This is a genomic window from Erwinia sp. (assembly GCF_049696395.1).
In the GTDB taxonomy this organism is placed as follows: domain Bacteria; phylum Pseudomonadota; class Gammaproteobacteria; order Enterobacterales; family Enterobacteriaceae; genus Erwinia.
In genome coordinates, this window is sequence record NZ_JBAVTT010000156.1 from 1 (window position 1) to 25,102 (window position 25,102).

The 25,102-nt window shown below is 55.4% G+C and carries 23 protein-coding genes; 8 read left to right on the plus strand and 15 right to left on the minus strand.

The features are described 5' to 3' along the window. The 3 genes from nirB to cysG all read left to right on the plus strand — a co-directional run. On the plus strand, nucleotides 1-2,159 hold a 2,159-nt coding region (gene nirB / locus WCC56_RS18840), incomplete at its 5' end, for a nitrite reductase large subunit NirB (protein WP_424693855.1). Beyond that, nucleotides 2,156-2,482: a nitrite reductase small subunit NirD gene (gene nirD / locus WCC56_RS18845; protein ID WP_424693856.1), complete on the plus strand. Its 327-nt coding sequence runs from the start codon at nucleotides 2,156-2,158 to the stop codon at nucleotides 2,480-2,482. The genes nirB and nirD, both read left to right, overlap by 4 nt. A 75-nt stretch (nucleotides 2,483-2,557) precedes the next feature. Continuing rightward, entirely contained in the window at nucleotides 2,558-3,922 is a 1,365-nt protein-coding gene (cysG, locus tag WCC56_RS18850; protein WP_424693857.1) for a siroheme synthase CysG, read from the plus strand. A gap of 85 nt (nucleotides 3,923-4,007) precedes the next feature. Here the strand turns inward: cysG and trpS are convergent, their stop codons facing one another. The 12 genes from trpS to pilM form a co-directional block, all read right to left on the minus strand. Beyond that, complete coding sequence (gene trpS / locus WCC56_RS18855) at nucleotides 4,008-5,012, minus strand: tryptophan--tRNA ligase (RefSeq protein WP_424693858.1); 1,005 nt, start codon at nucleotides 5,010-5,012, stop codon at nucleotides 4,008-4,010. A 17-nt stretch (nucleotides 5,013-5,029) separates the two neighbouring features. After that, on the minus strand, nucleotides 5,030-5,707 hold the full coding sequence (locus WCC56_RS18860; protein WP_424693859.1) for a phosphoglycolate phosphatase: 678 nt from the start codon (nucleotides 5,705-5,707) through the stop codon (nucleotides 5,030-5,032). Next, nucleotides 5,691-6,377 (minus strand): ribulose-phosphate 3-epimerase, encoded by a 687-nt coding sequence (gene rpe, locus WCC56_RS18865; protein ID WP_013204189.1) that lies wholly within the window; start codon nucleotides 6,375-6,377, stop codon nucleotides 5,691-5,693. The genes WCC56_RS18860 and rpe overlap by 17 nt, the downstream gene beginning before the upstream one ends. A 52-nt stretch (nucleotides 6,378-6,429) precedes the next feature. Continuing rightward, nucleotides 6,430-7,248 carry an adenine-specific DNA-methyltransferase gene (gene dam / locus WCC56_RS18870; RefSeq protein ID WP_424693860.1) on the minus strand — a complete coding sequence of 273 codons (819 nt, stop codon included), beginning with the start codon at nucleotides 7,246-7,248 and terminating at the stop codon, nucleotides 6,430-6,432. Nucleotides 7,249-7,370: 122 nt separating this feature from the next. Then, the gene (locus WCC56_RS18875; RefSeq protein WP_424693861.1) at nucleotides 7,371-8,390 is read right to left on the minus strand and encodes an SPOR domain-containing protein; all 1,020 of its coding nucleotides are present in this window, start codon (nucleotides 8,388-8,390) and stop codon (nucleotides 7,371-7,373) included. A 91-nt stretch (nucleotides 8,391-8,481) separates the two neighbouring features. Then, on the minus strand, nucleotides 8,482-9,570 hold the full coding sequence (gene aroB, locus WCC56_RS18880; protein WP_424693862.1) for a 3-dehydroquinate synthase: 1,089 nt from the start codon (nucleotides 9,568-9,570) through the stop codon (nucleotides 8,482-8,484). A 52-nt stretch (nucleotides 9,571-9,622) separates the two neighbouring features. After that, nucleotides 9,623-10,144: a shikimate kinase AroK gene (gene aroK, locus WCC56_RS18885; RefSeq protein ID WP_041692146.1), complete on the minus strand. Its 522-nt coding sequence runs from the start codon at nucleotides 10,142-10,144 to the stop codon at nucleotides 9,623-9,625. A 386-nt stretch (nucleotides 10,145-10,530) separates the two neighbouring features. Beyond that, nucleotides 10,531-11,793, minus strand: coding sequence for a DNA uptake porin HofQ (gene hofQ, locus WCC56_RS18890; RefSeq protein ID WP_424693863.1), 1,263 nt, complete (start codon nucleotides 11,791-11,793; stop codon nucleotides 10,531-10,533). Then, a complete protein-coding gene (locus tag WCC56_RS18895) occupies nucleotides 11,732-12,133 on the minus strand; it encodes a HofP DNA utilization family protein (RefSeq protein ID WP_424693864.1) in 402 nt (133 codons plus the stop codon). The genes hofQ and WCC56_RS18895 overlap by 62 nt, the downstream gene beginning before the upstream one ends. Then, nucleotides 12,120-12,620, minus strand: a complete 501-nt coding sequence (locus tag WCC56_RS18900) for a hypothetical protein (RefSeq protein ID WP_424693865.1) — start codon at nucleotides 12,618-12,620, stop codon at nucleotides 12,120-12,122. The genes WCC56_RS18895 and WCC56_RS18900 overlap by 14 nt, the downstream gene beginning before the upstream one ends. Then, nucleotides 12,613-13,152: a PilN domain-containing protein gene (locus WCC56_RS18905; RefSeq protein WP_424693866.1), complete on the minus strand. Its 540-nt coding sequence runs from the start codon at nucleotides 13,150-13,152 to the stop codon at nucleotides 12,613-12,615. Before WCC56_RS18905 ends, WCC56_RS18900 begins: the two co-directional genes overlap by 8 nt. Further along, the gene (gene pilM / locus WCC56_RS18910) at nucleotides 13,152-13,979 is read right to left on the minus strand and encodes a pilus assembly protein PilM (protein WP_424693867.1); all 828 of its coding nucleotides are present in this window, start codon (nucleotides 13,977-13,979) and stop codon (nucleotides 13,152-13,154) included. Before pilM ends, WCC56_RS18905 begins: the two co-directional genes overlap by 1 nt. A gap of 118 nt (nucleotides 13,980-14,097) precedes the next feature. On the opposite strand from pilM, the gene mrcA reads away from it, so the two are divergent. Then, complete coding sequence (mrcA, locus tag WCC56_RS18915) at nucleotides 14,098-16,653, plus strand: peptidoglycan glycosyltransferase/peptidoglycan DD-transpeptidase MrcA (protein ID WP_424693868.1); 2,556 nt, start codon at nucleotides 14,098-14,100, stop codon at nucleotides 16,651-16,653. A 79-nt stretch (nucleotides 16,654-16,732) separates the two neighbouring features. Here the strand turns inward: mrcA and nudE are convergent, their stop codons facing one another. Beyond that, a complete protein-coding gene (gene nudE / locus WCC56_RS18920; RefSeq protein WP_424693869.1) occupies nucleotides 16,733-17,299 on the minus strand; it encodes an ADP compounds hydrolase NudE in 567 nt (188 codons plus the stop codon). Between the two features lie 411 nt (nucleotides 17,300-17,710). Between nudE and WCC56_RS18925 the strand changes: the two genes are divergently transcribed. The 4 genes from WCC56_RS18925 to pckA all read left to right on the plus strand — a co-directional run bounded on the left by WCC56_RS18925 (nucleotide 17,711) and on the right by pckA (nucleotide 23,172). Beyond that, nucleotides 17,711-19,849 (plus strand): intracellular growth attenuator family protein, encoded by a 2,139-nt coding sequence (locus WCC56_RS18925; protein WP_424693870.1) that lies wholly within the window; start codon nucleotides 17,711-17,713, stop codon nucleotides 19,847-19,849. A gap of 140 nt (nucleotides 19,850-19,989) precedes the next feature. Next, the gene (gene hslR, locus WCC56_RS18930; protein ID WP_424693871.1) at nucleotides 19,990-20,391 is read left to right on the plus strand and encodes a ribosome-associated heat shock protein Hsp15; all 402 of its coding nucleotides are present in this window, start codon (nucleotides 19,990-19,992) and stop codon (nucleotides 20,389-20,391) included. Nucleotides 20,392-20,413: 22 nt separating this feature from the next. Then, complete coding sequence (gene hslO / locus WCC56_RS18935; protein WP_424693872.1) at nucleotides 20,414-21,292, plus strand: Hsp33 family molecular chaperone HslO; 879 nt, start codon at nucleotides 20,414-20,416, stop codon at nucleotides 21,290-21,292. 266 nt (nucleotides 21,293-21,558) lie between these two features. Continuing rightward, complete coding sequence (gene pckA, locus WCC56_RS18940; RefSeq protein WP_424693873.1) at nucleotides 21,559-23,172, plus strand: phosphoenolpyruvate carboxykinase (ATP); 1,614 nt, start codon at nucleotides 21,559-21,561, stop codon at nucleotides 23,170-23,172. A gap of 54 nt (nucleotides 23,173-23,226) precedes the next feature. Here pckA and envZ read toward each other — a convergent pair whose 3' ends face one another. After that, nucleotides 23,227-24,579 (minus strand): two-component system sensor histidine kinase EnvZ, encoded by a 1,353-nt coding sequence (gene envZ, locus WCC56_RS18945; RefSeq protein WP_424693874.1) that lies wholly within the window; start codon nucleotides 24,577-24,579, stop codon nucleotides 23,227-23,229. Continuing rightward, on the minus strand, nucleotides 24,576-25,102 hold a 527-nt coding region (ompR, locus tag WCC56_RS18950; RefSeq protein WP_424693875.1), incomplete at its 5' end, for a two-component system response regulator OmpR. The genes envZ and ompR, both read right to left, overlap by 4 nt.

Sequence of the window (25,102 nt, forward strand, 5' to 3'; positions counted from 1 at the left end):
TCGTTTACCGCACCATTGAAGATCTCAATGCCATTGAAGCCTGCGCGCGTCGCAGCAAACGCGGCGCTGTTGTCGGGGGCGGATTACTGGGCCTTGAAGCAGCAGGCGCGTTAAAAAATCTGGGCATCGAAACGCATGTGGTGGAGTTTGCCCCCGTGCTGATGGCTGAACAGCTTGATCCGCTGGGTGGCGCTCAGCTCCAGCAGAAAATCGAACGGATGGGCGTGAAGGTTCATACCGGCAAAAACACCCAACAGATAATCGATCGTCCTGAAGGCGGCAAAACCATGCAGTTTGCCGACGGCAGCGAGCTGGAGATCGACTTTATCGTCTTCTCTACCGGTATTCGGCCACAGGATAAACTCGCCCGGCAATGCGACCTTGCGCTGGGCCAGCGTGGCGGCGTGCTGATCGATGACCGCTGCCTCACATCTGATGCGAATATCTATGCCATCGGCGAATGTGCCGCGTGGCAGAACCGCATCTATGGCCTGGTTGCGCCTGGCTACAAAATGGCGCAGGTCACCTGCGACCATCTGCTGGGCAACGACAACCGTTTTGCTGGCGCAGATATGAGCGCCAAACTCAAACTGCTGGGCGTGGATGTAGGCGGCATTGGTGATGCACATGGCCGTACGCCTGGCGCACGCAGCTACGTTTACCTGGATGAGAGCAAAGAAGTCTATAAACGCCTGGTGGTCAGCGAAGATAACAAGCGGCTACTCGGCGCAGTGCTGGTCGGCGACACCAGCGATTACGGCAACCTGCTTCAGCTGATGCTGAACGCCATCGACCTGCCTGAAAACCCGGATGCCCTGATCCTGCCAGCCCATGCGGGAAGCAAACCGGCGATGGGCGTCGACTCGCTGCCGGATACCGCGCAGATTTGCTCCTGCTTCGACGTGACCAAAGGCGACCTGGTCAACGCCATTCAGGGCGGCTGTCATACCGTTGCCGCACTGAAAGCAGAAACCAAAGCCGGAACGGGCTGCGGCGGCTGCGTGCCATTAATGACTCAGGTACTGAATGCCGAATTAAGCCGTCAGGGCATCGAAGTGAATCACCATCTTTGCGAACACTTCAGCTACTCCCGCCAGGAGTTGTATCACCTGATCCGCGTTGAAGAGATCAAAACCTTCGACCAGCTGTTAACGAAATACGGCACAGGCTACGGCTGTGAAGTCTGTAAACCTACGGTCGGCTCGCTGCTGGCTTCCTGCTGGAATGAGTACGTGCTGCAGCCTCAGCACACCTCGCTGCAGGACAGTAACGATATCTTCCTCGGCAACATTCAGAAGGATGGCACCTACTCGGTGATCCCTCGCTCCGCAGGAGGAGAGATTACGCCGGAAGGGCTGGTTGCCATTGGTGAAATTGGCCGCCGCTACAACCTCTACACCAAAATCACCGGCTCGCAGCGTATTGGCCTGTTTGGCGCGCAAAAAGATGACCTGCCGGCTATCTGGTCACAGCTGATTGCTGCCGGGTTTGAAACCGGTCATGCGTATGCCAAAGCGCTGCGCATGGCTAAAACCTGCGTAGGCAGCAGCTGGTGCCGTTTTGGCGTAGGCGACAGTGTCAGCCTGGGCGTTGAGCTGGAAAATCGCTACAAAGGGATCCGCACGCCACACAAGATGAAGTTCGGGGTTTCTGGTTGCACCCGTGAATGTGCGGAAGCTCAGGGCAAAGACGTGGGCATTATCGCCACCGAAAAAGGCTGGAATCTTTACGTCGCAGGAAACGGTGGCATGAAGCCCCGCCACGCCGATCTGCTGGCAGCCGATCTGGATAAACCCACGCTGCTCCGCTATCTGGACCGCTTTATGATGTTCTATATCCGCACCGCCGATAAGTTACAGCGCACCTCGCTGTGGCTGGAAAGCCTGGAAGGCGGTATCGACTATCTGAAGCAGGTGATCGTTAACGATAAGTTAGGGCTCAACGGTCAGATGGAAGCCGAGATCGGCAGACTGAGAGCGCGGTTTGTCTGCGAATGGAAAGAGACCGTTGACGATCCGCGTCAGCACGCCCGCTTCGCCCACTTTATCAATGATCCTCAGCGCGACCCGCTGGTGCAGGTGATTGATGAACGCGATCAGCATCGCCCGGCACGTCCGGACGAACGCATCCCCGTTATCCTGATGGAGGATCACTCATGAGCCACTGGTATACCGTCTGTTCACTGGACAGCATTCTGCCTGCCACCGGCGTCTGTGCGCTGGTCAATAATCAGCAGCTGGCGATATTCCGCCCACGCGCCGACGAGACGGTCTATGCGCTGAGCAATATCGATCCCTTTGCTCAGGCCAGCGTCCTTTCCCGCGGCCTGACCTGCGAGCATCAGCTGGAACTTTGGGTTGCCAGCCCACTGAAAAAACAGCGTTTCCGTCTGCGTGATGGGCTGTGTATGGAAGATGAAAGCCGTTCGGTTGCCAGCTATCAGGCCAGGGTCCGCAACGGCCAGGTAGAGATCGCTGTTTGATTGCCGCCTGATATGTAAAAATCCCGCACTGGCCGCGTTATGGCGGCCTTTTTCTTTCTGAATGGTGAGCCCCGAATGGACTATCTTCCCCTGTTTTGTCAGCTACGTCACAGAGCCTGTCTGTTAGTGGGTGGTGGCGAAATTGCCGAACGCAAAGCGCGGATGCTACTGAAAACCGGTGCCGACCTGACAGTCTGTGCAACGCACTTCTCCCCGCAGTTCCAGCTCTGGCAGCAGGCTGGCGAAGTCACCTTGATTCAAGGCACCTTCCGCGCAGAGATGCTTGAGGGCTGCTGGCTGGTGATTGCCGCCACAGACGACAATGCGGCGAATAAACACGTCGGTGACTGTGCCGAGGCCAGACAGGTGTTCTGTAACCTGGTCGATGCGCCAGAACAGGCCAGCGTGATTATGCCTTCTGTCGTTGACCGTTCGCCGTTGATCGTCGCCATCTCCAGCGGCGGGCGCGCTCCGGTCATGGCCAGGCTCCTGCGGGAAAAAATAGAAGCTCTGTTGCCTCAGCATCTGGGAAAAATAGCGGCCTACGCCGGTTCACTGCGTCAGCGTGTTAAAAATCAGTTTGCGGAGATGGGACAACGCAGACGTTTCTGGGAAAAAGTGTTCCATCACGATCGGCTGGCGCAGTCGCTGGCCAACCAACAGACTGAACAGGTGGAACGGCTAACAGAAGCCCTGTTTGAGGAACCGCTGGAAAACCGGGGTGAAGTGGTGCTGGTAGGCGCAGGACCAGGTGATGCCGGGCTGCTGACGCTGAAAGGCCTGCAGCAAATCCAGCAGGCTGACGTGGTGGTTTACGATCGCCTGGTGTCAGAGGAGATCCTGGAGCTGGTGCGCCGTGACGCGGAGCGTATTTTCGTTGGCAAGCGCGCTGGTTTCCACTGCGTCCCCCAGGAGTCCATTAATCAGCTGCTGCTTGAACAAGCGCAACAGGGCAAACGCGTGGTGCGTCTGAAAGGTGGCGATCCCTTTATCTTCGGACGCGGTGCGGAAGAACTCGAAGCGCTGCAGGAAGCCAAAATCCCCTTCTCTGTGGTGCCCGGCATTACTGCCGCTTCAGGCTGTTCGGCTTACAGCGGCATTCCGCTGACGCACCGGGACCATGCGCAAAGCGTCAGGCTGGTTACGGGTCACGTGCAGACGAATGGCGCACTCGACTGGCAAAACCTGGCGGCGGAGCAGCAAACGCTGGTGTTTTATATGGGACTTTCGCAGGCCGGAGAGATTCAAAAGCAGCTGTTGGCCCACGGCATGGCGGCTGAGATGCCTGTCGCGCTGGTAGAAAGAGGGACTTCGCCGCAGCAACGTGTAGTCAGCGGTGAATTAAAGCAGCTGGCGAGCCTGGCGACAGAAGTCAGCAGCCCGTCGTTGATTATTGTTGGCCGGGTTGTCGCCTTGCGGGATACGTTGCGTTGGTTCTGAGGGTAACCGAGTACTGCGGGGAACAGGCTCGATAAAGAGCAACCAGAAGCAGAGCGCTCCGCTTCTGGTTTGCCTGCCGCTCGCGTTACGGCTGCGCTACAAAGCCAATGGCTTCATAGACTTTCTTCAGCGTAACCTGCGCCTGAGCGCGAGCTTTGGCCGCGCCATCACGCATAATCTGATCAAGCAACGCTTCATCGTTACGGAAGCGATTGTAGCGCTCCTGCAACTCAGTCAGCATGCCAGAGACGGCTTCAGCCACCGCGCCTTTCAAATGACCATACATCTGACCTTCAAACTGCTGCTCCAGCTCAGGGATGCTGGTGCCGGTCACGCCAGACAGAATATCCAGCAGGTTTGAAACGCCCGCCTTGTTCTTCACGTCATAACGTACGACTGGTGGCTCATCGCCATCGGTCATGGCGCGTTTAATCTTCTTCACTACCGCTTTTGGATCTTCCAGCAGGCCGATCACGTTATTGCGGTTGTCGTCAGACTTGGACATCTTTTTGGTCGGCTCGAGCAGCGACATCACGCGTGCGCCAGATTTTGGGATCATCGGCTCCGGCACTTTGAAGATATCGCCATAAATCGCGTTAAAGCGTGAAGCCACGTCACGGCTCAGTTCCAGATGCTGCTTCTGGTCTTCGCCAACCGGGACCTGAGTGGTCTGGTACAGCAGAATATCGGCAGCCATCAGCACCGGATAGTCGAACAGACCGGCGTTAATGTTCTCTTCGTAGCGTGAGGATTTGTCCTTGAACTGCGTCATACGGCTCAGTTCGCCGAAATAGGTGTAGCAGTTAAGGATCCAGCTAAGCTGAGTGTGCTCAGGCACATGAGACTGAACAAAAATGGTGCTTTTTTCAGGATCGATACCGCAAGCCAGATAAAGTGCGAGGGTATCCAGCGTGGCTTTACGCAGCGCAGTGGGATCCTGACGAACAGTAATCGCATGCAGATCAACGATGCAGTAGATGCAGTCATGGCTGTCCTGCATGCTGACCCACTGACGCAGCGCACCCATATAGTTACCGATGGTCAGTTCGCCGGAAGGCTGTGCGCCGCTAAATACGATGGGTTTGCTCATGTTTTTCGTCCTGATAATTACAGCCCGAGTGCGGGCAACAAATCGTTAAAATGGTCCAGTACAACGGTGGGCTGGCTGGTGGCGATTGGCTCACCGTAGTTATACCCAAACGTCATCCCGATGGAGGGACAACCCGCAGCCTGAGCCGCCAAAATATCATTGCGGGAATCACCGACAAACACCAGTTCCTCCTGCAGCAGGCCAAACTTGCCCAACACCAGGAACAGCGGAGCCGGGTGTGGTTTTTTCGCCACAACATCATCACCGCCGATGATCAGCGAGAAGTAGTCGGCAATACCCAGTGAAGCCAACAAAGGCGCGACGAAAGGCGTCGGCTTATTGGTAACGACAGCCATGGGTAAGCCTTTCTCTGCCAGAGCAGCCAGGCCTTCCTTCACACCAGGAAACAGCTTGCTGCCGCTTTCGATGGTGGTGGCGTAATGCTTATCCAGCAGTACACGCGCGTCACGGATCAGTTCGCCTTCTGGCTGATGCCCTAATGCCCAGGTCAGCGCGCGCTCAATAAGAATATCTGCGCCGTTACCAATCCAGGTAGACACCCGCTCAACACCGGCAGCCGGTAAGCTGAGGGACGTTAACGCCGCGTCAACGGCGCTGGCCAGACCTGGCGCACTGTCAATCAGCGTGCCGTCCAGATCGAAAGCTAACGCACGAACTTTAGTGAAATGAGCCATGACGTGATTTCTCCAGTTCGGTGCGCATATCGTCGATCACTTTTTTGTAATCTGCTTTGCCAAAGATGGCTGAACCGGCGACAAACATATCTGCGCCCGCATCGGCAATCTCAGCAATGTTTTCAACCTTCACACCGCCATCCACTTCCAGGCGAATATCATAACCGCTCTGGTCGATCAGCTTGCGCACCTGGCGCAACTTATCAAGCGTGCCTGGAATAAAGGACTGACCGCCGAAGCCCGGGTTCACCGACATCAGCAGAATGACATCCACTTTGTCCATCACGTAGTCAAGGTAGCTGAGCGAGGTGGCTGGGTTAAACACCAGACCGGCTTTACAGCCGTGCTCTTTAATCAGCTGAAGCGAGCGGTCAACATGCTCGGAGGCTTCCGGATGGAAAGTGATATAGCTGGCGCCTGCTTTGGCAAAGTCCGGGATCAAACGATCGACCGGTTTCACCATCAGGTGCACATCAATTGGAGCAGTAATACCGTAATCGCGCAGCGCCTTCAGTACCATTGGTCCCATCGTCAGATTGGGAACGTAGTGATTATCCATCACGTCGAAATGCACGACATCGCCACCGGCGGCCAGCGCTTTTGCTGTGTCTTCACCCAGACGGGCAAAATCTGCAGACAGAATTGATGGGGCTAGTAAAAACTGTTTCATCCATTTCTCCCAATTAGCGCGCCTGACGACAGGCACGTACCGCAGTTGAGGGTTAACTCCCGGCGAACAAGGCCAGCAGTTCATCCACCTGATTACGTCCGTTACTGTTGCGGCTGATTGAACGCCGCGCTTTGATTTGATGCAGCTTTGCCGCCTGATACCATTCGCGGGTCAGCGGGGTATCGTGATTGGAGATCAGCACCGGGATGTTGCTCTCACTCGACAGCTTTTCCGCCAGTTGCGCCAGATTCTGCTGTTGCAGCAGGCTAAAACTGTTGGTGTGATAAGCGGTAAAATTCGCTGTTGCGGTCAGCGGCGCATAAGGGGGATCGCAATACACGACCGACCCTTGCGCAGCACGGCTTAGGGTAACATCGTACGATTCACAGACAAAGGTGGCGTTCTGCGAGCGTTCAGAGAACCAGAAAAGCTCGTCCTCCGGGAAATAGGGTTTGCGATAACGGCCAAACGGCACGTTAAACTCACCGCTCAGGTTGTAGCGACACAACCCATTGTAGCAATGGCGGTTGAGATACAAAAATAGCAGGCCACGGCGGTAAGGATCCTCACAGCGATTAAACTCAGCACGGCGAGCATAGTAAAACTCGGAGTCGTTGGTTTCGCTGGTAAACAGCTCGCGGGCATCGGCGGTGAACTCGCTGACGCGGGTTTTCACGATGTTATAGAGATTAATCAGGTCGCTGTTGATATCCGCCAGCAGGTAGTTAGGAAACGGCGTGTTCAGAAACACCGATCCAGCCCCGACAAAAGGCTCTATCAGGCAGTCGCCTTCCGGCAGATGACGATGGATATCTTCAAGCAGCGGGTATTTGCCACCCGCCCATTTCAAAAAAGCGCGATTTTTTTTCATGCCGTCGTTTTTATTACACTTATTCTTCTGGCTGCGGGTGACCCACAACCTATCTGCGCTTTGAATAGTTAGCCCTCCGAAGAGGGCTAACAGTTTCATCTAAAATCAGGCTCGCCTGACCTCTATTCTGTTGACTCTTTCTTTACCTGGCTGACTGGCTTAACCCAGGGTTTCTGCGCCTGAACTTCAGCAGGCAGCGAGGCTACGGCACGCTTCGCATCCGCTGGAGTGGCATAAGAACCGCTGACCAGCACATACCATGGCTGACCGTTACGTGCCGTTTTATACACGTGATAGCTGCTCAGGTTTTGTTTCTTCGCCCAGGCATTCAGGGTATCTGAACGCGAGGCACTGCTCAGTTGCAGTGTATAGCTGCCACCAGGGACAGAAGCTGAGGCTTTTGCCGTCCCGGATGAACTGTGTGTTGCCGGTGCAGTTTGCTTGCTCTCTTTCGCTACTGGCTTAGAGGCTGCAGGCTTGTGCGTAGCCGCCGGAGCCTGATGACGTGGCTGGCTGGTTACAGGCTTTGAGGTTGCCGGAGCAGAAGTATTGCCGCCAGGCGCAACGGTTGCAGGCGCAGTAGGTAATGAGCTGCCATTATCCTGGGCACCCTGCGCCGCAGCATCAACCTGACCCTGCTGATTGCTCAGCGCAGTGTTCAGATCGCCCGGCAGCTCAACGCGCTGTTGATTCGCAGGGGTTTCTACTGGCGCGGCTTGAGTAGGCGTAGGAGAGATTGGCGGTGCGCTCAACTCCTGTGGGCTGTTGCTGGTTGCAGACGCGTCAGGCGCGGGCTGTGAACCGGCATTGGCATCCGGCGTTGGCTGGGAGCCAGACTGACCGCTCATGGAAGAGGAGCCAGAGAGATCGATATTTTTATCGCTGCCTGTCGATGGTGTACCAGCAGTTCCCGAAGACTCTGCCGGTTTCTGAGCAGTCTGGCTGCTGCTGCTGTCGCCTGGCGAGTTCAGCGCTGAGCCGATGCCAATCACCAAAAGCAGCAGCACCAGGATACCAATGCCCATCATCATATGCTGGCGGGATACCGGAACTTTAGGGGCAGAAGACGTCTTGCGGGATCGCTGTGGGCGGCGATCACTGGTATCAGGTTTCAACTCGTCTTCCGGCTTAAACTCGTCCATTCAACCTCCTACAGTAGAGCAGCGACGCCACTCAACATCCTCTGAGCGGCGGATTACTTGATCGTTGGGCAAGCCGCCCGATATAACAGCTTCAGACTGGCAGGCAGTCGTTGATCGCAGCCAGCACCGTATCATGAGCAACACCGCTGCGCACTTCGGACTGGCCGATTGCGAGAGGTAACACCAGACGAAGTTTTCCAGCCAGTACTTTCTTGTCACGCATCATATGCGGCAAATAATCTTCAGCGGCCATCCTGTCCGGGCCGGTCACCGGCAGACCTGCACGTTGTAACAACGTGATGATCCGGTCGGTATCCTGAGCGGAGAATTGCCCCAGCCGCTCGGCCGTTCGGGCAGCCATCACCATACCGGCCGCTACCGCTTCGCCGTGCAGCCAGTTACCGTAACCCATATGGGCTTCAATAGCGTGACCGTAGGTATGACCCAGATTCAGCAGCGCGCGTTGACCTAATTCATGTTCGTCTGCGGCCACCACTTCGGCTTTAAGCTCGCAACAGCGGCGGATACAGTAAGCCAGTGCTTTGCCATCAAGGGCCAGCAGGGCATCGATATTCGCTTCCAGCCAGGTAAAGAACTCGTCGTCGAGAATGATACCGTATTTGATCACCTCAGCCAGGCCGGACGCTAACTCGCGCGGCGGTAGGCTGTTAAGGCAGTCGATATCAATCACTACGGAAGCAGGCTGGTAGAACGCGCCGATCATGTTCTTGCCCAGCGGATGGTTAACCGCCGTTTTTCCTCCCACAGAGGAGTCAACCTGCGACAACAATGTGGTAGGAACCTGAATAAAGCGCACACCACGTTGATAGCTGGCGGCGGCAAAACCGGTCAGATCGCCAATAACCCCGCCGCCTAAAGCGATCAGGGTAGTGTCACGACCGTGAGGTTTTTCGAGAAGAGCGGTAAAGACCTGATCCATCACCGACAGCGTTTTATACTGCTCACCGTCGGGAAGAATGACCTGGTCTACCTCCACACCAGCGCCTTCCAGCAGCTGGCGCACAGGCGTCAGATAGAGAGGGGCCAGGGTCTGGTTAGTCACCAGCATGGCCCGATCGCCCGCCTTAAGCGGCCAAAAAGAAGCCGGATCGGTAAACAGTCCGGCAGCGATGGTAATGGGGTAACTTCTCTCCCCCAAAGTGACGGTAATCTTCTCCATGAAGCGTTATCACCTTTTTATTACTTTGGCCCGCAGGCGGTCAGAGCTGGATTCAGCTCTTTTCCAACATGTTAATGATCTGATTCGCGACCACTTTAGCACTCTGGTCGTCGGTTCGGATCGTCACGTCAGCGATCTCTTCGTACAGCGGATTGCGTTCTGCGGCCAGCGCTTCCAGCACCTCGCGCGGTGGAGACTCCACCTGCAACAGAGGACGCTTTTTATCGCGCTGAGTGCGGGCTAACTGCTTCTCGATGGTGGTTTCCAGATACACCACTACGCCGCGAGCCGAAAGACGGTTACGGGTTTCACGTGATTTCACTGAACCGCCACCGGTAGCCAGCACAATGCCTTGCTTCTCAGTGAGTTCGTTGATGATTTTTTCTTCGCGATCGCGGAAGCCTTCTTCGCCTTCGACGTCGAACACCCAACCCACATCCGCTCCGGTACGTCGCTCAATTTCTTGATCGGAATCGAAAAATTCCATATTGAGTTGCTGAGCTAACTGACGCCCAATAGTGCTTTTGCCGGCACCCATAGGCCCAACCAGAAAGATATTGCGTTTCTCTGCCATTTTTTCGGTATTACTACGACAATTCGTTAATGATACCCCGTCCAACCGGACAGGACATGAACTGAAACCTCATGAGCGTTGTGCGAGAGTCAGAACAAAATTATCTCAACACTGAAGGTGTTTTGGCAACCGTTTAAATTGACCTTGCCCATTGCGCGCTATCTGGCGCGTTTCAGTCCGCTTCATTTATCACCCCGATGTCATTGCATCGGCTACGCCGGTTGCGCACGATAAAAAACGGGTTCTCTGTATTCTTCGGAGCCAAAACCTGGCTCATAAATCAAAATCGCTAAACCTTGTAAGCTAATTCGGCCCTTGCGTCAAACCCATATGCCTTTAAGGCCGGAAAAAAGCACCCGGTTACTCAGTTTGGACTAAAAAAAGCATTACTCGTCACGAATCAGTCGCGGCGTGATGAAGATCACCAATTCTCGCCTTTTTTGTTCATGAATATCATAGCGAAACAGCGACCCCACAATCGGAATATCGCCAATCAGCGGAACTTTGCGCTGACCGCTGACGGTTTGCCGCTGAAAGATGCCACCCAGCGCCAGCGTCTGTCCGTCTTTCAGTGTGACCTGGGTTTGGATCTCTTGTTTATCAATAGCCAGATACTCGCCGTCGCCGCTGCGCAGGGTGCGGCCAGGCACATTTTGTGACAGGTGTAACTTCAATAAAATCCGCCCATTAGCCTGCACCACCGGCGTGACCTCCATCCCCAGCACCGCCTCTTTGAACTCAATACTGGTAGTGCCATTGCTGCCACTGGAAACTTCATAAGGAATTTCGGTGCCCTGTTTGATGCTGGCTGTCTGTTGATGAGAAGTAAACAGACGCGGGCTGGCGATAATTTCCAACTTATTTTCCTGTTCCAGCGCGCTAAGCTCCAGATCGAGCAATTTCCCGTCCAACCTTGCCAGCGTGAAACCCGCCGTCACGGCAGCATCAGTGACGGGAAGAGAAACGGCAAACTGACTGGTTCGCAGCGCACGTGCGATGTGCTCATCACTGCTCATCCCCCAGCGCACCCCCAACTCTCGCAGGCTCTCCTCGTTGATGGTGACGATGTGTGCCGCCAGCTCAATTTGTTCAAGCGGAACGTCAAGCGCGCGGACCCAGCGGGTAGTTGCCTCTAACGCTGCGCGCGAATCACGTAGCAATAAACTGTTGGTTCTCGCATCCACCGTGATGCTGCCGCGTTCGCTCATCAGCCGGGCTCGCTCTGACTGCAAACTGTTGTTAACGATGTTGGCATCCGCGTGAGCCAGCGTCAGCACTTCCGTCATCAGCGGCTGCGCTTTCTCTGCCTTCTCACGTTCTTTTTCCTGCTGTTGCGCCTCTTTCAGCTGCCGCTCCTGCTCCCGGCTTTCAGGCCATACCAACAACACAGAGCCTTCGGTTTCAACGCTGAGTTTTGCCATGCGGGCGACCAGCGCCAGCGCCTGCTGCCAGGGCACATTTTCCAGCCTCAGAGAAAGCTTGCCCTGTACCTCGGGTGCCACCATCAGATTGAGGTTCTGCCAGCTCGCCAGCGCCTGCAACACCTGGCCTACCGGTGCCTCGTCAAAGGCCAGCGAGATGGGCCTTTTATCGGCCAGTGACGGGTGCGCTATCCCCACCAGGATCAACAAACAAAGTATCCTTTTCATAAATATTCCCTTTTAAATTTCTTTTAAATGCCGGTTCGCATCCGCTGATGTCCGCGAAGGTGATGCTCAGAGCAGTGATCTCCAGCATCTGCCAGCGACCGTCCAGCGGTTGGCTTCCGCTGAGCTGGATCCACCCTCCTTTGCTGGCGATCAGCCAGGCGTGAAAGTCGTCTGGCTGGCCGATGATCCCTTTTAACTGCCACGAGAAAGGAAACGCCAGTTGCTCACAACCGCTTTGCAAGGGCTGAAAAGGATCGCGCCCAGCCTGGCTATCTAGCGCCACCAGTAACGTCAGGCTGATGACTAGCCCATTCAGGCATCCGCGCTTACTCTTCATCATTCAGGGCCAGAGCCAGATGGAAACGCAACACGGTCTGCTGGGGCTTGAGGGTGAAATTCTCCAGCGCCACGCCAGCAGGCAATGTACTGAGATAGCCGAAAACAAGCTGCACCTGAGGCCAGCTGAGGTCCAGCGCCATGCTGCCTCCCTGCAGGGTTGGCTGCCAGTCCGCCAGTTCCCCGCCAGAAGTGCTGGTTAACCTCAGCAAAGAGAAAGCCCGCTTTTGTTCATTTTGCAGTGCCCGCTGTAGCTGAGCGATCTCCTCCCTGGCGTTAACAACTGGCCCTGCTGCCATCAAACGCCCAAGGTGCTGTTGATACTGACGGCTCTGAAGCTGGTGTTGAGCTTGTAACTGAATGGCTTCCTGCCCGACTGGGGAGCCCCAAAGCAACCACAGCGATAATGCAGAAGCGAAAACTGTCAGGCACAACAAACTGCCCTGAAGCCAGACAGGAAGGTTTAGCCAGCGAGACCAGACATTATTCATCACCCTCTCCTCTCAGCTTAATCAGCAAGGTAAAAGCCAGTCGTCCTTGCGGGCCACGATGCAACTGCCCGGTTTTCACCTGTGCGACCAGCGCCAGCTTTTGCACTTGCAGACGGAATGCCTCCAAATCGCTGATCCCCTGGCAGGAGCCTGAGAGCACCAGGCTGGCAGCGTTTTTACTGATAGCGCTTAACCACAACGTGTCTGGCATCACCTCTGGCAACTGCAGGACAAAGGTTCTCCAGCGATCAAGACGATGTTGACGTTGCTGGCGCTCAGCCAGTTGACGCTGCAACCCCTCTTTTTCCTGCACCAAAGTCGACATTTGCTTCATCTGTCCTTCCAGCCGATGGCTGGCCGCTTTATTCAACCTGACCAGACTGTCGTACTGGTGATTAAGGGCTTGTTTGCCAACCGTTGGCATGGCGGCGGCCAACACTGTGAGCACCAGCAGAGAGAACACCAATGCCCAGCGCTCGCGTGCCCTCTTCCGTTTACGTGCCCGCCAGGGCAACAGATTGACCCAGACCATCAGACATCTCCCGGACGAAGTGCTAGCCCGGCAGCCAGCGTGAAAGCCCCGTTCAACATCGGCAATGGGGGTTGCTTAAGGGCGAAGGCGTCAAAAGGATCCAGCCACTGAGCGCGCTCGGGAAGCGCACCCGGCTGAAACGAGCTGTAATAAAACGAGTCGAAGTCCGGTAACTGCTTCTGCTGCAACATGGCAAAGTCCGGCGCATCCTGCAGTGAACACCAGCCCCAGCGAGGCCGCGCTGGCAATGCGGAATACCACAACCAGTGGTCCTGCAAGCGGTGAACCAACGCAGAAGAGGGATTAAGAGATAAAGACGATGAGAGGGCGTGCAATGCCGCTGGTGACAGCTCAAGCACCTCCGGGGAGAGTCTTGCCTGTTCAAGGCAATGTAGCCAGCTCTTGAGGGCATCCTTACGGGCTGCGGTAAGATACAGTGCCTCGTTGGCATCCTGCTCAATACGGTAATCCAGCGCCAGCGTCTCGGGTTCAATTGGGAAAAATCGCCTCGCCGCTGCGATGATGTACCTGCTACGCTCTGGCTCACGTAATGGCGTGCCTGGCAGCTCGATCTGCCGTTGCAGCACCAGTTGCGGAGGGAAACCTACCCGCAGCGAGATACGATAAGGCAAGGTCCTGCGCCAGTTTTGCAGCAGGGCAATCACAGGCTCAGGACGTTGCAGCAGCCCGTTAACTAACGTATCTTGCGGCAACACATGTTGCCACCAGTGGCGAAGTTGCCAGCCGTTCCGACGGCGCTGGATGCCGAGGGCACAGAGTTGCCCGTTTTGAATATCCAGGCCGACTTGCCATGTCTGAAATGCCATTTGCGCGATCTCCATATCGTCAGAATTTAAAAGGACGTATCCAAGTTTCTGGCTTGCCTTTATACTACCGCGCGATTGTTTATAAACTGCCCAATCGACTCAGAATGGAAAATATCAGGTGAAGTTCGTAAAGTATTTATTGATCCTTGCAGTGTGTTGCATTTTGCTTGGAGCCGGCTCGGTCTATGGTTTGTATAAATACATAGAGCCCCAGTTGCCCGACGTTGCCACACTGAAAGATGTGCGTCTGCAGACGCCTATGCAGGTTTACAGCGCCGATAATGAGCTGATTGCTCAGTATGGCGAGAAGCGCCGTATCCCGCTGAAACTGCCTCAAATCCCGCCAGTGATGGTGAAAGCTTTTATCGCTACCGAAGACAGCCGCTTCTACGAGCACCACGGGGTCGATCCTATCGGCATCTTCCGTGCGGCGAGCGTGGCGCTGGTGTCTGGTCATGCTTCGCAAGGGGCAAGTACCATTACCCAGCAGCTGGCGCGTAACTTCTTCCTCAGTCCCGAGCGTACGCTGATGCGTAAGATCAAGGAGGCTTTCCTCGCCATCCGCATTGAGCAGATGATGAGTAAAGACGAGATTCTTGAGCTTTATCTGAACAAGATCTACCTCGGCTACCGTGCTTATGGCGTGGGTGCCGCAGCCCAGGTGTACTTTGGCAAAAGCGTTGACCAGCTGTCGCTGAGCGAAATGGCGATGATTGCCGGTCTGCCGAAAGCGCCGTCAACGTTTAACCCGCTGTATTCCCACGAGCGCGCAACCCAGCGCCGCAACGTGGTGCTGGCCCGTATGCTGGACCAGAATTACATCAGCCAGTCGCAGTACACTGAAGCCCGCAATACGCCGCTGGTAGCCAACTACCACGCGCCAGAGATTGCCTTCTCAGCGCCTTATCTGACCGAAATGGTTCGCCAGGAAATGGTGAAACGTTACGGCGATAATGCCTATAACGACGGCTTCAAAGTCACCACCACTATCACCCGTAAATTACAGTTGGCTGCGCAGAAGTCAGTGCAGGACAACGTGATGAACTACGACATGCGTCACGGCTACCGTGGCCCGTCTAATGTGCTGTGGAAAGTGGGCCAGACTCCGTGGGACCAGGCAGAAATCCACAAAACGCTGAAAGCCTTGCCGGTCTATGGCCCGCTGTATCCGGCGGTCGTTACCGAAGTGAACAGCGACGAGGCAACGGTTACAATGCGTGACGGAACCAACGTAGCGCTGAACCTTGCAGGAATGCGTTGGGCTCGCCCGTATAAGTCAGATACTACTCAAGGCCGCACCCCGAAATCTGTCTCTGAAGTGGTGCAGGCAGGCCAGCAGATTTGGGTGCGCAAAGTGGATTCCAACTGGGCGCTGGGGCAGGTTCCAGACGTGAACTCTTCCCTGGTTTCCCTGGATCCGCAAAACGGTGCCGTTCGTGCGCTTGTTGGCGGCTTTGACTTTAATCAGAGCAAATTCAACCGCGCTACTCAGGCACTGCGTCAGGTAGGGTCAAACATCAAACCGTTCCTGTACACCGCGGCTATGGACCGTGGGCTGACGCTGGCTTCCATCCTTAACGATGTGCCCATTTCACGTTGGGATGCCGGTGCCGGTTCTGACTGGCGGCCGAAAAACTCCCCGCCAACTTACGATGGCCCAATCCGCTTACGTCAGGGTCTGGGGCAGTCTAAAAACGTGGTGATGGTGCGCGCTATGCGTGCAATGGGCGTCGATTACGCCGCAGAATATCTGCAGCGTTTCGGCTTCCCGGCCCAAAACATTGTTCACACCGAATCGCTGGCGTTGGGGTCTGCTTCTTTCACCCCGCTGCAGATGGTGCGTGGCTATTCAGTGATGGCTAACGGCGGCTTCCTGGTCGATCCGTACTTCATCAGCAAGATTCAGGACGAGCAGGGCAACACGCTGTTTGAAGAGAAACCGAAAATTGCCTGTCCTGACTGCAATCTGCCGGTGATTTATGGTGACACCAAGAAAGCCGTAGCCCTGAGTGAAGACAGTGTCGAAAACGTCGCCATCTCGAAAGAAGGTGAAAAGACAGCCGTTCCTCAGCCGCAGCTTGAACAGGTTTCACAAAAGCAGGCTCAGCAGGAAGGTGAGCAGCAATACGCTCCACATGTGATCAACACACCGCTGTCGTTCCTGATTAAAAGCGCTATGAACTCTAACATCTTCGGCGAACCAGGCTGGATGGGAACCGGTTGGCGTGCTGGCCGCGACCTGGGCCGTAATGACATCGGCGGCAAAACCGGGACAACCAACAGCTCAAAAGATGCCTGGTTCTCTGGTTATGGTCCTGGCGTGGTGACTTCCGTGTGGATTGGCTTTGATGACCACCGTCGCGATCTGGGTCGCACCACCGCTTCTGGCGCAATCAAGGATCAGATTTCAGGTTATGAAGGCGGCGCGAAGAGTGCTCAGCCTGCCTGGGACGAGTACATGAAAGCGGCGCTGGATGGCGTGCCGGTTCAGCCACTGACTCCGCCGGAAGGCGTAGTGACGGTCACTATCGATCGCAGCACCGGCAAACTGGCCAATGGCGGCGGTAACACGCGTCAGGAATACTTTATCAATGGCACCCAGCCTACTGAGTATTCGGTCCATGATGTCGGCACCACGCTGATGGATAACGGCCAGAGTCACGAACTGTTCTGACAGTCAGAACAACAAAAAGGGACGCACCGTTATCCGGCGCGTCCCTCATCTGACTAAAGCGGGCCTGGCGCCCGCTTTTTTAATAGCTCAACCTTCCCTGCTTCACCAGCCATTCACGGACCAGAAACAGTGCGCTCACGTTACGCGCCTCGCGGAAGTCCGGTTCCTGCAGCAGCCCCAGCAAATTATCCAGCGGCCAGCGCAGCTGAGGAAGGGGTTCGGGTTCATCCCCTTCCAGCTTCTCTTCATAAAGCTGCTCAGCGACCACGATGTTCATTTTGCTGGAGAAATACGAAGGGGCCAGGGTCAGTTTACCCAGGGTTTCCAGCGTCCCTGCGCCGTAGCCAGCTTCCTCTTTCAACTCGCGGTTAGCCGCTTCAAACGGCGTTTCACCGGGGTCAATCAGCCCTTTAGGGAAGCCGAGTTCATAACACTCCAGCCCAACCGCGTACTCCTGGATCAGGATAATGTGATCGTCAATAATCGGCACTATCATCACCGCTTCGCGGTCAGTCGGTTTCATCCGCTCGTAGACTCTTCGGGCACCGTTACTGAATGCCAGGTCTACGGCTTCAACAGTGAACAAGCGCGAGCGTGCCACAGCTTCCACATTAAGGATTTTGGGTTTTTGCAGTTGTCTGGTCATAGTGGCCCCAGGAAAAAAAGCCAAAAAAATGAGCGTCATAGCCCGTAAGTCACGGCATACTGACCGTCGTTACCCCATTGTGCGGCACCCGAGAGGGGAAGCCAATCATCGCATGGATTATTTTATGCAGTTATAACAAATGCGCGTGGAGTAGCATGAAAAGTTTTAAAAAAAGTCAATCAGTGCCAGCAAAAATAGGAATATGCCGATATGGCATCGCCAAATGGGTTGATACCATCTCGACAGGGAATCTTATACTAATAATCTAATTTTATGATTTTGCGCGCTATTTTTGTATACACAGCGGATTGCCAGAGCCGTCTAAACCCGCCACAATGTCGGTAACGATATGATCATGGCCGGGTATCACCATAATGACGACGGGAGCATCGTGGCAGGAATGAGGGAAGCATGAGCACCATAGTCATTATATTGGCTGTAATGCTGGCCTGCTCAATGGGGGCAGGGTGTTTCTTTTGGTACGCTATGCGGCATCGCCCGCCGTTGGCGAAACCACTGCCATTCATCAGTCCTCCATTTCGTAAACTGAGCGACGACGAGCGCAAAGCCGTTGAGCGCTATATCAGTCTGCTTGAAAAACACCGTGAAAACACGTTACCCGGTGGGACAAGCAGAATGGCCGAGCCATTAACCCTCACCTCGCAAAGCAGCAACGTCTACCCAGTTACCCGCTCAATTACCCGCTACGGCCTCTCTACTGATGAATCCAACAAATGGCGTTACTACCTTGATGCTGTCGAAGTGCATCTGCCGCCGTTGTGGGAACAGTATATTGCCGAAGAGAACTACGTAGAGCTGATCAAAACCCAGTCGATCCCGCTGGTCATTTCGTTGAATGGTCATTCGCTGGTGAACTACGTCCACGAGCAGCCTGCGCTGGCACCCGTGGTCCGCACGGTGTCACAAAACGCCTCGATCAGGAAGGAAGAGAGCGAAAACATTGAGCTGATTAGCGTGCGCAAGGAAACGCCTGAGGAATACGCCCTCAGTCGACCGGATGGCACGCGCGAAGCTACCGCGATCTGTCTGGCCTTGCTGCTGTTCTTTGTCAGCCTTGTCGGGCCAGAACTGCTGATGCCCTGGTTAGTGCTCGCAGCGGTTGCGATGATTGTGGTCAGTTGCTGGTTCCTCTACCGCCGTCCCGGCGAGAAAGAGTTACGTGAAATTCATTGCCTGCGCGGCGCACCTAAACGCTGGGGGCTGTTTGGCGAATCTAATCAGGGACAGGTCAGCAACATCTCGCTGGGTATCATTGACCTGATTTATCCCCCTCACTGGCAGCCCTATGTCGCTAACGATTTAGGCCAGTCTACAGAGATTGATATCTACCTGAACCGCCAGGTTGTCCGCCAGGGACGTTTTCTCTCGCTGCAGGATGAGGTGCGCAATTTCCCTATCCAGCGCTGGAAAAAGAATCTGGTGCTGGCGGCGGGCTCATTGCTGGTTCTGGTGTTGCTGGTTGCCTGGATCCCGCTGAGTATGCCGCTCAAACTGAGCATGGCCTGGTTAAAGGGCACCGAAAGCGTGCAGGTTCACTCCGTCAATGACCTGGAGAAAATGCCGCTGCATATCGGTGACAGCCTGAAGGTTAACGGTGAAGGCATGTGTTCCATCCCGGCCACCTATCAGGGCAACCGCACTTACGCCTTTATGCCGTTCGACTGCTCAGCCGTTTACTGGAATAACGCCGCTCCCCTGCCCCAGCCGCAGTCCGACATTATCGACAAAGCCACGGCGTTGTTAAGCACTACCAGCCTGCAGTTGCACCCGCAAACCAACACCGATCCGAAGCTGAATCCGCAACTGGCCACCGCTATCCAGAAATCCGGCATGATCCTGCTGGATGACTTCTCAGATATCGTGTTGAGAACCCAGGAGCTGTGCAGTCAGGAGCAGGATTGTGTCCGGTTGAAGAATGCGCTGGTTAACCTGGGAAATGCGAAAGACTGGGAAACGCTGGTGCGCCGGGCGGATTCCGGATCGCTGAACGGTATGAACGTGTTATTGCGTCCGGTCAGTGCTGAAGCGCTGGAAAATCTGGTCAACACGGCGACGTCCTCATTCTTCTATCGTGAGACCCGCCGTGCGGCAGAAGCGCTGAACAGCCCACCGCCAGGCGGCTTCCTGATCCTCAGCGATGAAGGCCGACAGTTAGTGAACCAGCAGGCACCCAACGTGTCGCTGTTTGATTTCAATGCGCCCGATCAGTGGCCTGAGCTACAACGTCTGGCTGGCATGCTGCTGCACACCCCGTTTTACGCCAGCGGCATAGTGACCAATATCACCACGGATGCTAACGGCACACGCCATATTGCCCTGCACAGCGCACCGGACAAACTAACCCTCTGGCGTTATCTGGGCACCAGCCTGCTGCTGCTGGTTGTGGCGCTTGGCTTTGTGCTTAACGGCCTGTTAGCGCTGAAGCGAATTTATGGCAACCGTAAGCGTCTGATTGCCATTCAAACCTATTACGATAAGTGTTTCAGCCCCTCGTTGAGCACCAGCCAGAGCATTCGCCCGTTATTCTGAGCCTGTCAGTTTTATGCTATTTTTAAGGCTGACAAGGCGAATGACCTCCCCTTCTGACTCCCCCTGATTATCCTGCGGTGAAGCGCCTTGAATTCCCGTGATTCACCCATACATAGGGGTATTCCCATCAAGGAGCAGCGATGAAAGAGAAATCCGCAGAGGCGATTCGGCTGGATAAGTGGCTGTGGGCCGCTCGCTTCTATAAGACCCGTTCTGCTGCGCGCGAGATGGTTGAGGGTGGCAAAGTCCACTACAACGGTCAGCGCAGCAAGCCGAGTAAAGGCGTCGAGCTTAATGCCGAACTGACGCTCCGGCAGGGAAATGATGAACGCACCGTGATCGTGCTGGCCCTTAGCGAACAGCGCCGCCCGGCGGCGGAAGCTCAGCTGATGTACCAGGAGACGGCACAAAGTATTGAGAAACGGGAAAAGATAGCGCTGGCGCGGAAAATGAACGCGCTCACTATGCCGCATCCCGACCGCCGCCCGGATAAAAAAGAGCGACGGGACTTAATGAAATTTAAAAATTCTGGCGAAGTGTAACCCGCCTAAACGAGAGAGAATCATGGCACATCCTGATCAAATGCACCGTTATCTGTTCGAAAACCATGCCGTGCGTGGCGAACTGGTTACTGTTTCCGACACCTGGCGTGAAATCATCAAAGGCCACGATTACCCGTTACCGGTGCAAAAAGTGCTGGGCGAACTGCTCGTTGCCACCAGCCTGCTGACCGCCACGCTGAAGTTCGACGGCGATATCACCGTCCAGCTACAGGGTGATGGCCCGCTGAACCTGGCCGTGATCAACGGCAATAATCGCCAGGAAATGCGCGGCGTTGCCCGTATGCAGGGTGAGATTGCGGCCGAAAGCACGCTGAAAGAGATGGTTGGCAACGGCTATCTGGTGATCACCATTTCCCCGGCAGAAGGTGAGCGCTATCAGGGCGTGGTAGGACTGGAAGGCGACACGCTGGCTGAGTGTCTGGAAGATTACTTTATACGCTCTGAGCAGCTGCCAACGCGCCTGTTTATTCGTACCGGCGAAGTTGAGGGTCAGCAGGGCGCTGGCGGGATCCTGCTGCAGGTTCTCCCGGCTCAGGATGCTAACCCGGATGATTTCACCCATCTTGCAACCCTGACCGAAACCATCAAAACGGAAGAGCTGCTTGGGCTGCCAGCCAACGACGTGTTGTGGCGCCTGTACCATCAGGAAGAAGTGACGATTTTCGATCCCCAGGACGTATGCTTCCGCTGCACCTGCTCTCACGAGCGTTGCGGAGAAGTCCTGACGACGCTGCCCGTTGAGGAAGTGGACGAAATCCTCGCGGAAGATGGCAAAATCGATATGCATTGTGACTACTGCGGTAGCCACTATACCTATGATGCCGTTGATATTGCGGCCATCCGTAACGGGTCGTCCGCGAGCAACGATCAGCTGCATTGATGCGCGGGTAATGCAGCCGGTTGCCTTGCCCTGCTGCGTTACTGTCCGCTAACTGGTCAGGCCTTAACCGGCCTGGCCCTGCTCTTCCCTCTCTTCACGCGCTGCCTCTCATTTCTACTGCTTTTGCCTTTCACTGTGTCTTCACCCGTGTAGACTGCGCGCGATCGTGATTTCTGCATGAGGATGGATATGCGGAACATCACGGTTAATGGTTTTCCATTACCCTACACTACGTTGCAGCACAGAGCCGATAAAGGAGCAGTAACATGCGTGATCTGACCCCGCAGGACCTCGTCGCTTATGGCATCACGGATACGGTTGAGATCGTTCATAACCCCGATTATGAAACGCTTTTCCATGAAGAAACCCGCCCAGGACTGTCCGGATGCGAACGAGGCATTCAGACACAATCTGGTGCCATCGCTGTCGATACCGGCATTTTTACCGGTCGCTCACCGAAAGACAAATACATCGTTCGCGATGACGCCACCCGCGACACACTCTGGTGGAACGACCAGGGCAAAGGCAAGAACGATAACCAGCCACTCTCTGCTGAAAACTGGCAGGCCCTGAAATCCCTCGTCACTAAGCAACTCTCTCATAAACGCCTGTTTGTGGTGGATGCCTGGTGTGGTGCCAATCCGGATACCCGACTTTGTGTCCGCTTTATCACTGAGGTGGCCTGGCAGGCCCACTTTGTAAAAAACATGTTCATTCGCCCGGACGAAGCCGCGCTGGCGACCTTCGAGCCTGACTTTGTGGTGATGAACGGCGCCAAATGCACCAACCCGGACTGGCAAAAACAGGGACTGCACTCTGAGAACTTTGTCGCCTTCAATCTGACTGAGCGCATTCAGCTGATTGGCGGAACCTGGTACGGCGGAGAGATGAAGAAAGGCCTGTTCGCCATCATGAATTATCTGCTGCCGTTGCAGGGCATCGCGGCGATGCACTGTTCGGCAAACGTGGGTGAAAAAGGCGATGTGGCAGTGTTCTTTGGCCTCTCTGGCACCGGTAAAACGACGCTTTCTACTGACCCGCAGCGTCAGCTGATTGGTGATGATGAACATGGCTGGGATGATGACGGCGTGTTCAACTTTGAAGGCGGCTGCTACGCCAAAACCATCAAACTCTCTGAGCAGGCAGAGCCGGAGATTTATCAGGCTATCCGGCGTGATGCCCTGCTGGAAAACGTGGTAGTTCGTGCCGACGGAACCGTCGATTACGATGATGGCAGCAAGACTGAAAACACCCGCGTCTCCTATCCCATTGAGCATATCGACAATATCGTTAAGCCGGTTTCCAAAGCAGGCCATGCCAGTAAAGTGATCTTCCTGACGGCTGATGCCTTTGGCGTTCTGCCGCCTGTTTCACGGCTAAGCCCCGATCAGACGCAGTATCACTTCCTGTCAGGCTTCACCGCCAAGCTGGCGGGTACCGAACGTGGCGTTACTGAACCCACGCCCACCTTCTCAGCCTGCTTTGGTGCCGCGTTCCTGACCCTGCATCCAACGCAGTATGCTGAAGTGCTGGTGAAGCGGATGGAAGCGGCCGGCGCGGAAGCTTATCTGGTCAACACCGGCTGGAACGGCAGCGGCAAGCGCATCTCGATTAAAGATACGCGGGCGATTATTAACGCCATTCTCAGCGGTGAACTGTCCGGTGCCGAAACCGTAACGCTGCCGGTATTTAATCTGGAGATGCCTGTCGCGCTGCCAGGCGTGGACAGCCATATTCTGGACCCACGTAATACCTGGAGCGACGAAGCCGAATGGCAGGGGAAAGCCAGCGACCTGGCTCAGCGGTTTATGGATAATTTCGATAAGTACACCGATACCCCAGCAGGCGCGGCGCTGGTGAAAGCCGGTCCTCAGCTGTAATGCAAAAAGGGCTTAGTCATCGACTAAGCCCTTTTTTTACCCTCAGCTAAAACCTTAAGCCACTGGCGGTGCAGGCAAACTGTTGGCTGGAGGCAAAGGAAGATAGGCACGAATGCGTAATCCGCCCCGCTCGCTGTCACCAATCTCAAGCGAGCCCTGATGCGCATCGATAATACGCTGCACAATCGCCAATCCTAATCCCGTTCCGCTAGTGCTGCGGGCGCTGTCTCCCCGCACAAACGGCTGGAGCAGGTGCTTCAGTTGATCTGGCCGGATGCCCGGACCATCATCTTCCACCTGGAACCAGGCGCGCTGCAATTCACTGCCGCTGCTGACCTTAATCCAGCCGTTACCGTAGCGGGCGGCGTTAACCACCATATTGGCGACGGCACGTTTAATCGATAACGGGTTAATATCCACCATCAGTTCGGTAGGCATCACCTCATTTTCAATCTCACGTTCATAGCCGCTTTCAGCCGCAACAACTTCGCCGAGAACCCCGTTCAGGTCTGCACGCTCAAACTGCATCTCCTGGCCGGTGCGCAGATAATCAATAAACTGCTCGATGATTGCGTTGCACTCTTCGATGTCTTTATTGATCGACTCAGCAAGATAGCCATCTTCCTGAGACATCATTTCGGTCGCCAGACGGATGCGCGTCAGCGGTGTTCGCAGATCGTGACTGACACCAGCCATTAACAGCGTGCGGTCATCGGCCAGCTGTTTCACCCCAGACGCCATCTGATTAAACGCCCTGGTGACCGAGCGAACCTCAGACGCACCGTACTCCCTCAACGGCGGCGGAATAATCCCTTTACCCACCTGTATTGCAGCGTGTTCAAGTTCCACTAAGGGTCGGTTCTGGATACGGATAAACAGCCAGGCACCGCCAATCGCTAACAGCATAATCGCCAGCGTGTAGCGGAACAGCGGCGAGAAGTCCCCCTGATGAATTTCCGTCAGAGGAACCCTGACCCAGATATCCGGCGACAGCCAGGTTTTCAGCCAGACCACCGGGGAGTTTTTATTCACCTCGACGCGAACGTCGGTCGGCCCACCCAGTTGCTGCGCCATTTGCTGGCTGAGGAATTCGTAATGCTGCGCCCAGCGCAATCCGCTCTCTTCCGCCGCCGCGTTGGTATACAGCGAAATGCCTAACTCGCGGTATATCTCACGGCGGAATGCAGGTGGCACTTCAAGCTGTGTGCCATCCTCCAGCTGTAACCGATCGGTCATCAGCATACGCACTTCATAGGCCAGCACTTTGTTGAACTGCTGCAGGCTTGGCAGAATGGCAAAGTTCAACACCACCAGATAGGTCGTGACCAGGCTGACAAACAGCAGAGTCACAATCAACAGCAGCATACGGGCAAAGGAACTGCGGGGAGAGAAGCGGATCCGCCTCATGCCTTACTGCCGTCCGGCACGAAGACGTAGCCCAGGCCCCAAACGGTCTGGATATAGCGTGGATGAGCCGGATCTTCTTCCACCATGCGGCGCAGGCGGGAGATCTGAACGTCAATAGAGCGCTCCATCGCACTGTATTCACGGCCACGGGCCAGGTTCATCAGCTTATCGCGGGACAGCGGCTCACGCGGGTGGCTTACCAGCGCCTTCAGCACAGCGAACTCACCGCTGGTCAATGGCATAGGCTCGTCTTCACGGAACATTTCACGCGTGCCGAGGTTCAGCTTGAACTTACCGAAGGCAATAACCGCTTCTTCCTGCGAAGGTGCGCCTGGCAGTTCATTGGCCTGACGACGCAGAACGGCACGAATACGGGCCAGCAGCTCACGCGGGTTAAAGGGTTTTGGAATGTAGTCATCAGCACCGATTTCCAGGCCCACGATACGGTCCACTTCTTCGCCTTTCGCCGTGACCATAATGATCGGCATTGGGTTGCTCTGGCTGCGCAGACGGCGGCAGATAG

Coding starts and splice junctions, on each gene's coding strand:
- nirD (WP_424693856.1), top strand. CDS start 2,156: ATGAGCCACTGGTATACCGTCTGTTCACTGGACAGCATTCTGCCTGCC.
- cysG (WP_424693857.1), top strand. CDS start 2,558: ATGGACTATCTTCCCCTGTTTTGTCAGCTACGTCACAGAGCCTGTCTG.
- hofQ (WP_424693863.1), bottom strand. CDS start 11,793: ATGAAAAGGATACTTTGTTTGTTGATCCTGGTGGGGATAGCGCACCCG.
- hslR (WP_424693871.1), top strand. CDS start 19,990: ATGAAAGAGAAATCCGCAGAGGCGATTCGGCTGGATAAGTGGCTGTGG.
- aroK (WP_041692146.1), bottom strand. CDS start 10,144: ATGGCAGAGAAACGCAATATCTTTCTGGTTGGGCCTATGGGTGCCGGC.
- hslO (WP_424693872.1), top strand. CDS start 20,414: ATGGCACATCCTGATCAAATGCACCGTTATCTGTTCGAAAACCATGCC.
- WCC56_RS18900 (WP_424693865.1), bottom strand. CDS start 12,620: ATGAATAATGTCTGGTCTCGCTGGCTAAACCTTCCTGTCTGGCTTCAG.
- WCC56_RS18875 (WP_424693861.1), bottom strand. CDS start 8,390: ATGGACGAGTTTAAGCCGGAAGACGAGTTGAAACCTGATACCAGTGAT.
- rpe (WP_013204189.1), bottom strand. CDS start 6,377: ATGAAACAGTTTTTACTAGCCCCATCAATTCTGTCTGCAGATTTTGCC.
- aroB (WP_424693862.1), bottom strand. CDS start 9,570: ATGGAGAAGATTACCGTCACTTTGGGGGAGAGAAGTTACCCCATTACC.
- WCC56_RS18905 (WP_424693866.1), bottom strand. CDS start 13,152: ATGGTCTGGGTCAATCTGTTGCCCTGGCGGGCACGTAAACGGAAGAGG.
- dam (WP_424693860.1), bottom strand. CDS start 7,248: ATGAAAAAAAATCGCGCTTTTTTGAAATGGGCGGGTGGCAAATACCCG.
- WCC56_RS18895 (WP_424693864.1), bottom strand. CDS start 12,133: ATGATGAAGAGTAAGCGCGGATGCCTGAATGGGCTAGTCATCAGCCTG.
- trpS (WP_424693858.1), bottom strand. CDS start 5,012: ATGAGCAAACCCATCGTATTTAGCGGCGCACAGCCTTCCGGCGAACTG.
- pckA (WP_424693873.1), top strand. CDS start 21,559: ATGCGTGATCTGACCCCGCAGGACCTCGTCGCTTATGGCATCACGGAT.
- envZ (WP_424693874.1), bottom strand. CDS start 24,579: ATGAGGCGGATCCGCTTCTCTCCCCGCAGTTCCTTTGCCCGTATGCTG.
- nudE (WP_424693869.1), bottom strand. CDS start 17,299: ATGACCAGACAACTGCAAAAACCCAAAATCCTTAATGTGGAAGCTGTG.
- pilM (WP_424693867.1), bottom strand. CDS start 13,979: ATGGCATTTCAGACATGGCAAGTCGGCCTGGATATTCAAAACGGGCAA.
- WCC56_RS18925 (WP_424693870.1), top strand. CDS start 17,711: ATGAGCACCATAGTCATTATATTGGCTGTAATGCTGGCCTGCTCAATG.
- WCC56_RS18860 (WP_424693859.1), bottom strand. CDS start 5,707: ATGGCTCATTTCACTAAAGTTCGTGCGTTAGCTTTCGATCTGGACGGC.